Genomic DNA, 13,783 nt, shown 5'->3' with positions numbered 1-13,783 from the left:
AATTTCAAAGCGAGAGGACACACTATGAAGCCTGTTCCACGCGTTGACGAAAAGATACTTCAAGAGTCAAAGAAGGCACATGCTAAAGACGTACTGGCAAATGATGAGCCAACTGTCTTAGAGTCTTCGGCAGCTGATCCCGAATTTCCCGCGATGCAAGAGTTTGAAGTAGACACTGACGGTCCTGCCGGTTCAAAGTCCAAACATCCTGGGCTTATCTGGTCTATCATCGCCATTGTTGCAGTTATTGTGCTCATAATTGCATTCATGGTTGCGGGCGATTGGGCTACTCCAAACCAGGCGCAAAGAGAAGCTGACACGGAGTTCGCCGAAGAAGTTACTCCCGAAGACCTCGGGTCAAACGAAACACCAACTGCGCAATAGCCTCTGCAGCCATACTACCGCGGACGCGCTCGTGCCCGTTTCGCGATCGTGTGGCCGTGCACCGAGAGGTGCACGCCCGCTTCGCGCTCCTGCCTGCTTCGCGCGCCTGCCCGCTTCGCACGTTTGCGGTTCACGTGAATCATTTTTTAGTTGTGAACTGGGAATACAGTGAGATTGACTCGTTTTTAGATTTACGAGTTTGATAAAATTTGCAATAAAACACCAAACTTTGGCAGGAAAAGTGTCCGATTAGGTGGATTGGGCCTCAAAATGGCTGGAAAAGTCGCCGAGTAGGTGGGTCGTCCTTCAAAAACCGCCTAATCGGACACATTCCCTGCCAAAGTTCGCCAAAAACCGCCAATATTTAATTCGCCGCCGAAACATAATTATTTCAGCGGCGAATTTTCCAGCGGTCTCACGCTCGGCCGTTACGCATTTAGCGACCTCGCGTTCGGTCGTTGCATATTCAGAAATCTTGCTTTCGGCAATCGAGCTTTCGCGATACGACAACCAACGATCGCTCAACCAACAACAAAGCAATCAACAATCAGCCATTCGACACTTACACGATGGTTTTGCCGAAGACAGCAGCCACATCACGCAAGCGTTCCACCAGCTCAGCAAATTGCGCTGGCGTAAGTTGCTGCGGACCATCAGAAAGCGCAACTGGCGGATTGGGGTGCACTTCAATCATGATGGAATCAGCACCTGCCGCAATGGCTGCATATGAAAGCGCCGGCACCAAATCACGCTGACCAGCCGGATGCGATACATCTATGCAAACCGGATACAGCGACTGCTTGTGAATCACCGGCACAGCGGCAATGTCCAGCGTAAAGCGCGTAGCGGTTTCAAATGTGCGAATGCCACGCTCACACAATACGACGTTGTCGTTTCCTTCTGCGGTCAGGTAATCAGTTGCCGCCAGCCACTCAGCAATAGTGCCAGCAAAACCGCGCTTGTAAAGCACGAGCTTCTTAGACTCGCCAGTGACCTGGCCGATCTTTTTCAGCAGGCTGAAATTTTGGAAATTACGCGCGCCAACTTGCAGGCCATCCACATAAGAATCAACAAGATCACAATGTGCGGTGTCCATAACCTCAGTCAGTGTTTTGAGGCCATATTTCTCACCGGCGGCCTTCATGATCTTAAGGCCTTCTTCGCCAAGACCTTGGAATGAATGTGGATTTGTGCGAGGCTTAAAAGCACCGCCACGAATCCAATGAAGTCCCAGGTCTTTTACGCATTCTGCAACTTCTTCAAACTGTTCTGCGGACTCAATGGAGCACGGACCGGCGAAGATAGTAATCTCATCACCGCGCGTTCCCAAGTCCGGGATGGGGGGAATATTTACTTCACTCATACGGCCGGAGTCTCCTTCATAACTTTCAAAATGGTGGTGTAAATGTCGCGCAGATGTTCGTTATAAAGTGGGCCGTTATTATAGCTGTCGATTTTCGCGAAAATCTCTTCCTCGCGGCGAGCATCGTAGAGACCCATATGCGCACCGGGTTTAAGACCGCGAATCACCAACGAGTGACCCGCACGCTGATTTAAGAGCGTAACGAGTTGTTGATCGATGGCGTCGATCTGCTCACGATGCTTCTGGATTTCGGCAAGATTGCTGTTCTCTTCAGACATCGCTTTTCCTTTCATGTTATAAGGCTTTAACGAGCATGGCCAAACGGCCCTCGTGTGCGCATCATAATAACAAAAGGTCAAGCGATTACGTTAATAAGAGGTTACAGATGGCGAAAGCGCGGGCAAAAGGAAACCTGCAATAAGCAAGCTTAAGGCAAAAGACCTGCGCACTCAAAAACAAAATAGCCAAGCACGAGTACGCCGACTACGATGCGATACCACCCAAACACAGTGAAATCATTTTTCTTGATGTAACCCATTAAAAACTTGATAGCAATTACCGACATAACAAACGCTGAAACAATGCCAACCACCAAAACAACAATCTCAACCTGCGTCATGGCAAGTCCCGTTGCAAAGAACTTGAGCGCCTTCACCAAACCCCAACCAAACATGATAGGGATAGCCAAAAAGAACGTGAATTCTGCTGCTGCCGTACGCGAACAGCCACAAAGCATGCCGCCAATAATTGTTGCACCTGATCGCGAAGTACCAGGAATAATGGCCAAAACCTGAAAACAGCCAATTTTGAGCGCGGTCTTCCAATCAATTTCATCAACGGTATGCACGCGGAAAAGCGCAGCTTCTGCTTCGTCGCCGTCATTACCTGACGCAACACGCGCATGCTTGCCGCGTGGAGTTTGCAAAGCAAGTAGCTTTGCTTCTCGCTTGCGATTCCTGCGCTCAATCACGATAAACGCCACGCCATAAACGATGAGCATAAGCGCCACGGTCACTTTGTTGTAGAAATGCTCGTTGACCCAATCATCAAACAGCAACCCCACGATGGCCGCTGGAATGCACCCAATAGCAACCATACCCCACAAACGCCACGTTGAGCGCTTTTGCGTTGCGGTTTTGCGCGGAGAAAATGGGTTGAGCTTATGAAAGTACAGCAGGATAACTGCCAGAATGGCACCAATTTGAATGACCACCAAAAAGAGTGCCAAAAATTCGTCAGAGACCTGCAGTTTTACGAATTCGTCTACCAGAATCATATGCCCAGTTGACGAAATTGGAAGCCACTCGGTGATACCTTCGACAATACCTATAAGCAGCGCTTTTAAAGCTTCAATTAGCATCTGTGTACTATCTCCATTAGGTTGTTTGGCAGTGATGCGATCAGCCAAGAGAAACAGCATGTTATCACTGCGGTTTTCGCGTGAGCATTGTAGCACCCCCAACAGACTACCGATAACATAAGCCGCGAACAAACATTTGATGGCTATCAAAGGATCATTTCTTTACTGTGGTTTTGATACATCTGACTTACTTCAAGGAGCATCTCATGAGCGAATCTACTCAGCTGTCGAAAGAGGCTGCCACTACCGCCGACAAACAACCTACTTGCGAATCCTCGTCTGCAACGCATAAGAATGAGGAACGCAAGGCTGCTGACAAAAAAACTGTCGAGCAGAAAGTTGCCGTTGTTGATTTTGGTGCGCAGTATGGGCAGCTGATTGCTCGTCGTGTGCGCGACCTTAATGTTTACTCCGAGATTGTTCCTTGTGATATTACTGCTGATGAAATGCAAGAGCTTTCGCCTTCTGCCATCATCTTGTCAGGAGGACCGGCAAGCGTGTATGCAGACGATGCGCCCACGCTTGACCCTGCCATCTTTGAGCTGGGAATCCCTGTGCTGGGCTTTTGCTATGGTCAGCAGATCATGGCAGTCACGCTTGGTGGAAGCGTTGGACACACAGAAAAGGGCGAATATGGCCCGGCGCCGCTCACGCTGAGCGAAGAAGCTGGCGCAAGCTCTCCCCTTTTTGCCCACACACCAGCGCAACAGACGGTGTGGATGAGCCATCGCGATGCAGTTTCAGAGGTGCCTGATGGTTTTGTGGTGACCGCCTCAACGGATGTGTGTCCTGTTGCCGCTATGGAGTGCGCCAGCAAAAAGCTGTTTGCCACGCAGTTTCATCCGGAGGTTCGCCATACGCCTCATGGCAACGAATTGCTCAAGAATTTCTTGTTTGAAATTTGCGAACTTGAACCAACGTGGACGATGGATGGGATTATCGAAGATGCCGTAGCGGCCATTCGCGAACAAGTTGGTGATGCGCGCGTCATTTTAGGGCTTTCGGGCGGCGTTGATTCGTCTGTAGTAGCAGCGCTGTGTGCGCGTGCTATCGGAAAGCAGCTGACCTGCGTATTTGTGAACCACGGTCTGCTTCGTAAGGGCGAACCCGAAGAAGTTGAAGCAGTATTCACCCAGCAGTTTGACGTGGATTTTGTGCACGTGCATGCCGAAGACAGGTACGCGGCGCTCTTAGCAGACGTTACCGACCCTGAGCAGAAACGCGCCATTATTGGATCGCAGTTCTGGAAAGAGTTTTTTGCGGTGGCGGAAGAGTTGGCCGAGGATGGTCGCCCCGTAAAATACCTGGCGCAAGGCACTATTTATCCCGACATTATTGAAAGCGGTGCGCGCAAAACAGGCGGCAAAGCTTCCACCATCAAGAGCCATCATAACCTCATCCCCTTCCCGGACGGCGTGTCGTTTGACCTGATTGAACCGCTGGATCACTTTTTCAAGGACGAAGTTCGTGCGCTAGGAAGCGCACTGGGGCTGCCCGATTATATTGTGAACCGTCAGCCCTTCCCCGGTCCTGGTTTGGCAATTCGCATCATTGGTACCGTCACGCGGGATAAACTTGAGATCCTCAAGAATGCTGATGCCATTGTTCGCGAAGAGCTGGATGCCTACAATGCAGAAATTGCTGCACAATCAGGCGTTTCTAATGGCGAAGTTGTGCGCACGTGTGCAGGCGGTCCTGAGATTGAGCGAAGCGTGTGGCAGTATTTTGCCGTGCTTCCCGATATCAAGAGCGTGGGCGTTATGGGAGACGAGCGCACGTATGGCTACCCCATTATTTTGCGTGCAGTTGAGTCAAGCGACGCGATGACGGCAGACTGGGCGAAGCTGCCCTACGAGGTGCTTGCGCGCATTTCTGGTCGCATTGTAGCGGAGGTGCCGGGCGTGAATCGCATTGCGTACGACATCACGAGCAAACCGCCCGCAACGATTGAGTGGGAGTAATACTTGCGTTATAAACCAATAGAAGGCGTTTGCTTCTATCAAGATGCCGGAAGTTATCTCCCGGCATCTTCTTTGTTTGGAGGGAAATGAGAGAGAGGACGTTAAGCGCATGTCGTTCAGTGTGACCTTTTGATGCCTGTACCGAGTATGATTTCGGTGTAGAAATGGTGCTCGTACATAGACTAGAGAATTGCGCAGGGTACAATGATATTCAGTTTGGGCTGGCCGCAAGGCCCTGGTCCTACCTTGGGTGGGGACTTTTTCCCCACCACTTTTGTATTTAGGAGCACCTTGTCTACGTTGAGCGTATTCATAGACGAATCGGGAGATTTCGGTCCATATTCGCCACATTCTCCCTATTACATCATTACGCTCCTTATGCACGATCAGAGTAAACCCATCGACAAACAGGTTGAGCATCTGAGAAAACATGTGGGCGAGATGGGTTTCAGCGAAAGTCACGCAATCCATTCGGCTCCGCTCATTCGACGCGAGAAGGATTACGAGCACATGGATCTTCCGTCTCGTCGCAAGCTCTTCAGGTATCTGCTCACATTCATGAGACTTTGCGACATTCGTTATAAGGCATTCGTCTTCAAGAAGCGCGAGTTCCCAAACCATGACGCGCTCGTGAGCCGCATGTCTCGTGAGGTCGGCAACTTCGTGAGGAAGAGCCTCTCTTTCTTCCAGAGCTTCGATGAGATCATCGTATACTACGACGGAGGTTAGAAAGAGATCACAAACATAATCAATGCGGTTTTCAACGTCTTGCTCGATGCGGAAATCCGACGCGTAACGCCTTCGGATTATCGACCCTTTCAGGTGGCTGATATGGCATGCACTTTGGAACTCCTTGATCTGAAGTATCAATCGGGAGTGCTCAGCTCATCGGAGACGGAGTTCTTTCGGGGTGAACGAAACTTACACAAGAACAATCTTGAGGTTGCCTATTCCAAGTGTTTCGATGCACAGGGCTAAGAAGTTCGGGGCAAGTCACGCCTTCTAGGCTCTTGTGCTTCTGCATTGAGATTTTCGATGGGAGAATTGAGCTATATCAGGAGATATCATGGAAGAAATTGGCAAAAACGAAGAGTGTCCTTGCGGTAGAGGAAAAAAGTATAAGAAATGCTGCAAGAGAAAGGGTATTCGCTGGTACAGAGATGATGAAGGGTCGTATTTCTCAAAGTGCGAAGCTTCGATACCAGAGGAGTTTTTGGAGTCTTTCGATCAGTCGCAGAATAGATTCTATGACTTGTTTGGGAGGGAGCCTGATCCGGATGATCTAGTCATTTATGACGCAGAGCGACATAGCAATAGCTACTATAAAGCCTTGATACCTCTGCTTCGAGAGTGCGGCATCTCGGAGAGCTGGATATACGCTATGTATCGTACGGACGGCCTAATGCCAAACGCTATGAATGAGAAGTATATAACCCAATATGATCTCGATGCGTTCGCAGCATATATAAAGGAGTATGAAGAGATAAAAGACGAAATCGATCATTGGGGAGACAAACGCGAGGAAGGGGAACTGAACGTAAGCGTTCCGGCGCTTGTGATGATTGGAAGCAAAATCATCGAAAAACAAATAGAGAACATTGCGTCTTCTCTGACAATCGGGTTGAACTATTTCCTGAATTATCAGAACAAGGGTAGAGGGGACATTGAAGCTGTGCCTTGCACGCTCACTGAATATGTCTCGTTCGTGGCCATTCGGACGACCAAAACATTGAATTCAATTTCGAAGTTACTTGAGATTTCCGAGCCAGGTTCCATTTATGCGTTAGGCAGAAGCCTCTTCGAAAGCTATGTATACCTGAGGGCCATCAATTGCGATACAGAATTCTTCTCGAGCAAGATTTTTCCGTCACTATCTTTCAATGAATATGGATTTGAAATAGAAGACGGTATTATCAATTACAGAAAAATAAAAGTCGATTCGTTGTTCGGCTCTAGTGCTCCAAAACGCAGCAATAAGGATGTGCTGAAGTTTGGTGATGTGTGTAAAAAATACGGAACTGATGTAGATGAAGAGTTACGGAGTCTTTTCTATAGATATGCGTGCCAGTTCGTTCATATCGATGCGTTGACCGCGCGCTCTATCTTCTACGAACCAGATCTTTACACGGAATTCGATGAAAGTTTGATAGCGGCGGCTTGTTCTCTGTCGATGGCAACAATACTTCTAGAGGAATTTGCGAACTTGTCGATTACTCCGAACCAGCAGAAAGCCGATCTTCTGTTCTTGGTTGGGAATCTAGCGAGTGACCTATGCGATTGCTTTATGATCCTCGTCATGGACGGCGAACAGTCTGATGAAATGTACGAAGTGTTTCTTAAGAGGCTCTTGAAGGTCGAATCCAATACTTGGAAACGCAAGGAAGAATATCTTGCAATGCGCGAAGGGGGTGCGTAGCCGGGCATCTTTATTGTGATGAACGCGCTGGTTCGAGCCAGACGAGATGTATCCGAGATCGCGAGCAACTGATTCGAACAGTTGCCAATGGCAACCAATATGGGATTCTGGGCGATCATGACGAAATATATCTGTTAGGGGTGTTCTATTCGACGCGAAGGAGCGTGTATGGCTGTCGCGATATATCACAGGGTGATGAGGAGAGAGGGCTTTGAAGAAACTGCGAAAACCCTGCTGCAACTTGTTAGGGATGCGCAAAAGAAGATGCCCGATGAGCCACGCGATCTGTACTTGGATATAGACGATCATCGCAATGAAGCAGGTGGCTTTGATAGCGAGATGGTTGAGTTGCAGCGGGAGTTCGTCCTCGGTTTTCTCATGCCTTTCCTTAATGAGGCTCATATGCCGCTCGTATCGGTGTCGAATCCACACGAGCAGAGCAATGAAATACCGGACAAGCTCGTCTTCTTCAATTTCGATGAAAACAAGGGCAATGAATCCAATGAACTAGCTTCGCTGTATATCAAAAACTTGAGCAATACCGAATTCGTTTCAGAAAAGCCAGTCTACGCCTATTTGACACAGGTATCCGATTTTCTGGTCGAGCTGCAATCTATTCATCCGATGTATTCCAGCAAAAATGCCGAGGGTGTTCCTGAGTGGCGCTTTTACTGGCATTCGTATTTGGTGGATCTAATGACGGAACTTTTCAATGGATTTGTTTTGGGAAATCTGATATCGGTGTCGGCCATGACGCGAACCCTCATAGAGTCTTATGCGTATATACGCTTATTCGATAAAGACGTAGAAGGGAGGCTTGTTTACCGCTGGTATGCTTCAGCGCTCTTCACGGTCGCCAAGAAGGCATCTGATCAAGATGGCGCTAAAGAGCTTGAACTGCTCAAGGAATATTGTGATTCGGTAGGTGTTTCGTATGAAGAGATGAAAAAAGATCGCCGTAAGGGAGGAGATAATGCATGGCTAAAGCCATTGTTTGGAAAACAACGGATTTCGTTTCGGGACATTTGCGATCATCTTGTTGAACAGGACATGGCCGACGATTATTTGCGCGCGAACTCATTTGTTCACGCGCAAGATGCATCCACCAAAACGAGCCCCTTTACGTATTTCGCCACTATATACGGCAAGTTGTACTTAATGATGGATTATATCTTCAAGGTTGTTAACCTTTTGATTCCTGCGGAGGAAGCCATGCAAGAACGTATTGTGGAACTCCGTGAAGAACTTTATATGCTTGGTGAGAAAATGGTGAGGCAATAGAAGCACCCACATGAATCGCTGCCCTTTAGTGCCTTTTCGTTAGCAGCGCAACACTCATGGGCTTTCTCCACCAGCTTAATGTCGGAAGAAGGCAAGAATGTTGTTTGCTCGAATTCCGAATCACTGATTGGTAGATAGACACCATTTGCAATTGGTTCTCTTCCGTAAAGGTCAAAAATAACTCGATGTTTTCTCCGGTGTCCTCAAGCCTTGACGCATTATTCTGGTCTTCTGGAATAATCTGAGCATTTCCAATGATTCTTATCTTCGTTGCATATATGAGATAGTCTTGGAATGCGCTCATGAGCAGCATCTCGGCTTGCGACTCGCTCAGCTTTAGATTGAATTCGTTCCCTTTCGCAGTTTCGAGTTGCATCTGCTTATTTGATTCCTGGAGCTCAATACTAGGAGATTTGACCTCATTACGGGCCCGTAATTCAATCTTCCGCTTGATTGTTTGGGCGACCGAGCTAGCTCTTGGCGCAACATATTCGTTGATAAGTCGCTGTACGTGTGGTTTTACTCTGGATATCCCGAAGGCAGCCAACGCAGTTGCTGCAACCCCAATTAAAACACCGGTTGCAACCGAGAGTTCGTCTAGACTGCCGTCTCTCTCGTCTTCGCCCGAGGGATATACAGGTTCCCACTCTGCAATATCAACCGTACTTCCATTGTCATAGCTATATACGGTTGAGGCTTTACACTCTTCCGTTCGGCGAGAATCACCAAGGCGTGTTTTCGTCTAAGACAGGTCTGTAAAGAATTTCATCATCATTGGGCATAAATTATTCCTATCGAAGTTCTAGCTAAACTATTCTACATCCTGAGAGCAAGCGAACACTGTCGTTCGAGGATTCCACGTTTGATACGAGCAGGTGATGAAAGCGAAGAACTGCTCTGCCATTTATAGGTTCGTTGAGTATGAGTTTCGTATCGGCAAGCTGATCGGGACCGACCCGTATTCCCACGTGCTTCGGATCTGCAGGAAGAAGGAACGGCAATCGACGAGCAGGCCTCGGATCGCTGCCGATCCGGGTCCGCTCGCCATGGCGGCATAATGAAAACATTTGCACTGAAACTATGCTAATATATCAGTGTGATTGTTTATGGCAAATAGGAACGAACAGAAGATCGAACGACTGCTCGACGAGAACAACGGCGTCCTCATCGCCTCGGAGGCGATAGGCTCGGGGATCCCGAGGAACGCGGTCTACGACTTCGCGAGGGAGCGGGGGCTGGAGAAGGCGTCCCCGGGTATCTTCGTGGACGCAGACGTGTTCCCCGACGAGCTCTACCTGCTCCAGGCGCGCTACCCCAAGGTCGTATTCTCGCACGAGACGGCCCTCTACCTCCACGACATGGCGGAGCGTGAGCCCGTCCCCATCGCGCTCACGGTGGAGTCGGGCTACCACTCGGGGTCCCTCAAGGAACAGGGCGTGAGGATCTTCTACGTGAAGCCGGAGTGGTACGGCCTCGGGATCTCCGAGGCGGAGTCGCCGGGCGGCCATATTGTGAGGGCATACGACAGGGAGCGCACCGTCTGCGACGTCGTGCGCAGGAAGGCAGCCATGGACCCCGCCGCCTACGGGTACGCCCTCCGAAGGTACACGGCGAGCAGGGAGAAGGACCTCGCCAGACTCGGGCGCTACGCCAAGGAGATGGGGGTCGAGAGGCAGGTGCAACAGGCGATGGAGGTGCTTCTGTGATCAAGGGCGCGCGCAGGGTGAAGGACCTGATCCGCAACAAGGCCAAAGGGGACAGCAGCAGGTCCCAGGCGCTCTTGCGCCACTACACCATGGAGCGGTTCCTGGAGAGACTCGCGAACTCCCCATACCGGGACAACTTCGTGCTCAAGGGCGGCATGCTGATGTCCTCTCTCGTGGGCGTGGACCAGCGCAGCACGATGGACATCGACGCGACCGTCAAGGGATTGACGCTCGATACGGGCAACGCCCTCAAGGTCGTGGAGGAGATCGCCTCCGTCGAGCTCGACGACGGCATGGAGTTCCAGGTCGGCGGCGCAGGAGAGATCATGGAGGACTCCGAGTACGGCGGCGTGAGGATTGCACTCACGGCCCGTATGGAGAAGACCCGCATCCCCATGAAAATCGACATCTCGACGGGGGACGCGATCACCCCCGCCGAGGTCATGCACAAGTACCGCCTCATGTTCGAGGACCGCAACATCGGCATATGGGCGTACCCGGTGGAGACCGTGCTTGCGGAGAAGATCGAGACCGCCCTCGCGCGAGGGACCCTCAACACGAGGATGAGGGACTTCTACGACGTCTTCATGCTCCGCGAGCTGGACGAGGGCCTGGAGCCGTCCAACCTGAGAGCGGCGCTTGAGGCCACCATCGAGAAGAGGGGCAGCGGCGTCAGTGCATCCAGCTACGCTCAGACGTTGGCCGAGATAGAGGGCAGCGCGACCATGGCGGAGAGATGGCGTTCCTACGGCCTGTCGAACCCCTATGCCTCCTCGATCGCGTGGCCGGACGCCGTCGGGTCGATTCGCCTCCTGTGCGACGCGTGCTGGCAGGGCGCGCGAGAGTCCGATTAGCCGGTCTCCGACCTGGGAATCCAGCTAAAACGCTAAGGAGGAAGAACAATGAGCGAGGGGCTCGAAGAGCTGCTTGAGCTTCTGACGCTTCAAGACAACTCACAGGCTTATCGGGCGCTGAAGGCGCTAGAGGAAATGAGCGCCGAGGACAACTGCCTCTACCCGCACATGGACGAGTTCATCGCAATGACAGGCAGCAGCAACTCATATATCCGCACGCGCGGGCTCGCGATGATAGCCCACAACGCGAAGTGGGATGCCGACGGCAAGATCGACGGAATAATCGACGAGTACCTAGAGCACATAACCGACGAGAAACCCATCTGCGCGAGGCGGTGCATAAAGCTGCTGCCCCTGATTGCCAAGGCCAAACCCGCCCTTGCGCCCAAGATCGTCTCCGCGCTGAGAGACGCCAACGTCGCCTGCTACCCAGACAGCATGCGGCCCCTGGTTCAAAAGGATATCCGCGACAGCCTGCTCGCGATAGAGTGCTATATTGCAAGGCAGAGGGCCGAACTCATCGTAGACTCACTTTGAACTCATGGTTTTACATTTGAGCAGCTCATGCTTTTACACCCATGCCCTGGTTTTACTCCTGCGTTATTCCTGGGTGTAAAAATGCGTCCTGCTTAATAGATAGCTGAACTCAACTATAATGTGTGCAGAGAGTTTCGGCTGTTCAGGCAGTGAGTTTTCTAGATTCCGGATTTACTTCCTCATGTTAAAACCTGAGGCAACAAAACGAGTGAGTTCAAAATGGTACTGGGAATGTTTGGCGCTAGCTGGACATCCTATAACGAGGTGATACAACATGACTCTGTTCGGACAACTACCCGTCACTCCCACCATCGAGTGGGAATAAACAAATGTTCGCTTTTCAGATGATGGGGTTAAATACTCCATCTGAGGGAACCCTTCAAGCCCGCTGGAGCTGATCAGCGGGCTTCTGTTTTCCCTGCTTGAAGCCGATAAATGCTACATTTGGCGCGATTTGCTCCCCTTGTCACAGGTCTCCATAGCTGACAGCATGCTCCATCAGTTTCATCAGAAGGAATATAAGCCACCAGCAACTATCGTGTTTTGCCGAATGAAGCCGAATAGGTGTATTTACAGCATTGGTTTGAACTCACCCCACTTTTTAGGGATTACAGGACACGTTTTGCCTGTTCAGAAAATGGAATATTTTTTCGGGCGATTCTACGATTTCGAAGACATTTCTACCAAATTTCATGCGATCAAACTGTTCGCAGAATAGTATCGCGCAAGCCACTTCGGAGGGAATTCAGTGACCTTAGATAACCGTTATCAAGAGGTGTTTTGAGATGCTTCGAATTCGGGGGCAATACTAGCAGGTCAGAGCGTCCTAGTTTTAAGGTAAGGAAAGAACGCCGCCTCATGCTGTTTTGAGTCAATCGTGAGCGTTCCGTCCTCATTGGGCTTCATGCCGAAGGCGTCTTCCAGTCGGAAGAGCGCTTCCAGCGCCTCGCGTTCGCTTGGGATTTCGTAATCCTGCAACGCTTGGAGGAGCTAACGTAGTGAGTGTGCAGCTTGGGCTTGTGCCGAACCCAACCACCAAGGTAAAGAAAACCGGATTCACGAAGTCGCATGAGATGGAGATCTGAACAAAGGAGGAATACACAAAGTCCCTCGATGCGGTTTCCGACAAAGACCTCTCGAGAGAGGCGACCTCAGAACATCAGCGAATGCGAAGCGCAGATTTACCACCAAGGCATATCCAGTACATCGCGCACTTCATAGGCAATTGCCAACACCCCACGTCCGGCAGTGTCAACAACCACATCTGCCAGCGCGACAAGAGCTTTTGCATCGGGTATTGAAGTGCCACGCTCCCACTTCGAGACAGTTTGACGCACAACATGCACGCGCTCGGCCAAATCATCTTGACTGAGACCCTTTTCCGCCCGCAGCTTTTTGATGTTGTCTTTGAGCATGCCACCAGCTTTCCGAAGAGTCGTATCTTCTCCTTCGCCCTAGCAGCAACCCCAAAGCCACATAAGCAACGATGTTTAACAAAGTAATGTGACCAGGCATAACACCGCTTCAGATGTGAAAGCGCCCGCCGGAGGGCGGGCGCTTTGGGAGGGCTCCTTGCTTACAGGGCTGCTGAAACGATGCAGCCGGCGAAGGCGAACACGGCGATAGCAAGGAGGGCGGCTGCGCAAAGTGCGGTAATCATCATGGGCTCCTTTCCCTGAGGGATTTCACATCCCTTCAATTCGATGAGTCTATGATGGCAGGCGCGACTTACGTCGCCGTTGCACGCACCTTACAGTTTTGTCACTTAGGCACCGGATTGGAGCAGTTCGAGCATTCCACCATCATCGCAACACCTTCGCAGCGTCTTTTCGCGCCAGAACACGCGGTTCAGCCTACGCGCCATTCGACAACACTCCAAACAGCAAATGCGCCCTGCGAGAATTCCAGCAGGGAGCATTTC

At 50.7% G+C, this 13,783-nt stretch carries 13 protein-coding genes; 8 read left to right on the top strand and 5 right to left on the bottom strand.

Translation table 11 applies throughout. The features are described from left to right. Positions 1-24 precede the first annotated feature (24 nt). A complete protein-coding gene (locus tag NFR28_RS04685) occupies positions 25-384 on the top strand; it encodes a hypothetical protein (RefSeq protein WP_251178671.1) in 360 nt (119 codons plus the stop codon). Between the two features lie 562 nt (positions 385-946). Here the strand turns inward: NFR28_RS04685 and aroF are convergent. The 3 genes from aroF to NFR28_RS04670 all read right to left on the bottom strand — a co-directional run bounded on the left by aroF (position 947) and on the right by NFR28_RS04670 (position 3,107). Continuing rightward, positions 947-1,747 carry a 3-deoxy-7-phosphoheptulonate synthase gene (aroF, locus tag NFR28_RS04680; RefSeq protein WP_251178670.1) on the bottom strand — a complete coding sequence of 267 codons (801 nt, stop codon included), beginning with the start codon at positions 1,745-1,747 and terminating at the stop codon, positions 947-949. Continuing rightward, complete coding sequence (locus NFR28_RS04675) at positions 1,744-2,025, bottom strand: chorismate mutase (protein WP_251178669.1); 282 nt, start codon at positions 2,023-2,025, stop codon at positions 1,744-1,746. Before NFR28_RS04675 ends, aroF begins: the two co-directional genes overlap by 4 nt. A 149-nt stretch (positions 2,026-2,174) precedes the next feature. Next, a complete protein-coding gene (locus NFR28_RS04670; RefSeq protein ID WP_251178668.1) occupies positions 2,175-3,107 on the bottom strand; it encodes an undecaprenyl-diphosphate phosphatase in 933 nt (310 codons plus the stop codon). A gap of 206 nt (positions 3,108-3,313) precedes the next feature. Here NFR28_RS04670 and guaA point away from each other — a divergent pair, with 206 nt between their 5' ends. From guaA to NFR28_RS04650, 4 genes are all read left to right on the top strand, one after another. After that, the gene (gene guaA, locus NFR28_RS04665; RefSeq protein WP_251178667.1) at positions 3,314-5,068 is read left to right on the top strand and encodes a glutamine-hydrolyzing GMP synthase; all 1,755 of its coding nucleotides are present in this window, start codon (positions 3,314-3,316) and stop codon (positions 5,066-5,068) included. Between the two features lie 291 nt (positions 5,069-5,359). Next, positions 5,360-5,797 carry a DUF3800 domain-containing protein gene (locus tag NFR28_RS04660; protein WP_251178666.1) on the top strand — a complete coding sequence of 146 codons (438 nt, stop codon included), beginning with the start codon at positions 5,360-5,362 and terminating at the stop codon, positions 5,795-5,797. 337 nt (positions 5,798-6,134) lie between these two features. Beyond that, complete coding sequence (locus NFR28_RS04655) at positions 6,135-7,484, top strand: SEC-C metal-binding domain-containing protein (RefSeq protein ID WP_251178665.1); 1,350 nt, start codon at positions 6,135-6,137, stop codon at positions 7,482-7,484. 168 nt (positions 7,485-7,652) lie between these two features. Continuing rightward, positions 7,653-8,765 carry a hypothetical protein gene (locus NFR28_RS04650; RefSeq protein ID WP_251178664.1) on the top strand — a complete coding sequence of 371 codons (1,113 nt, stop codon included), beginning with the start codon at positions 7,653-7,655 and terminating at the stop codon, positions 8,763-8,765. Between the two features lie 25 nt (positions 8,766-8,790). On the opposite strand, the gene NFR28_RS04645 is transcribed toward NFR28_RS04650, so the two are convergent. Beyond that, positions 8,791-9,141, bottom strand: a complete 351-nt coding sequence (locus tag NFR28_RS04645; RefSeq protein ID WP_251178663.1) for a hypothetical protein — start codon at positions 9,139-9,141, stop codon at positions 8,791-8,793. Between the two features lie 730 nt (positions 9,142-9,871). Here NFR28_RS04645 and NFR28_RS04640 point away from each other — a divergent pair. Genes NFR28_RS04640 through NFR28_RS04630 form a run of 3 tightly spaced genes read left to right on the top strand, consistent with a single transcriptional unit; the run spans position 9,872 to position 11,862 of the window. After that, positions 9,872-10,471: a type IV toxin-antitoxin system AbiEi family antitoxin domain-containing protein gene (locus NFR28_RS04640; protein ID WP_251178662.1), complete on the top strand. Its 600-nt coding sequence runs from the start codon at positions 9,872-9,874 to the stop codon at positions 10,469-10,471. Further along, entirely contained in the window at positions 10,468-11,325 is an 858-nt protein-coding gene (locus NFR28_RS04635; RefSeq protein ID WP_251178661.1) for a nucleotidyl transferase AbiEii/AbiGii toxin family protein, read from the top strand. The genes NFR28_RS04640 and NFR28_RS04635 overlap by 4 nt, the downstream gene beginning before the upstream one ends. A 48-nt stretch (positions 11,326-11,373) precedes the next feature. Continuing rightward, positions 11,374-11,862: a hypothetical protein gene (locus tag NFR28_RS04630; protein ID WP_251178660.1), complete on the top strand. Its 489-nt coding sequence runs from the start codon at positions 11,374-11,376 to the stop codon at positions 11,860-11,862. Positions 11,863-13,043: 1,181 nt separating this feature from the next. Here the strand turns inward: NFR28_RS04630 and NFR28_RS04625 are convergent. Continuing rightward, positions 13,044-13,277 (bottom strand): helix-turn-helix transcriptional regulator, encoded by a 234-nt coding sequence (locus tag NFR28_RS04625; RefSeq protein ID WP_251178659.1) that lies wholly within the window; start codon positions 13,275-13,277, stop codon positions 13,044-13,046. Positions 13,278-13,783: the final 506 nt, after the last annotated feature.

Source organism: Adlercreutzia agrestimuris (assembly GCF_943193125.1).
GTDB lineage: Bacteria > Actinomycetota > Coriobacteriia > Coriobacteriales > Eggerthellaceae > Xiamenia > Xiamenia agrestimuris.
Note: the sequence above shows the minus strand (reverse complement) of the source record. Positions and strands in the feature narration are given on the sequence as shown.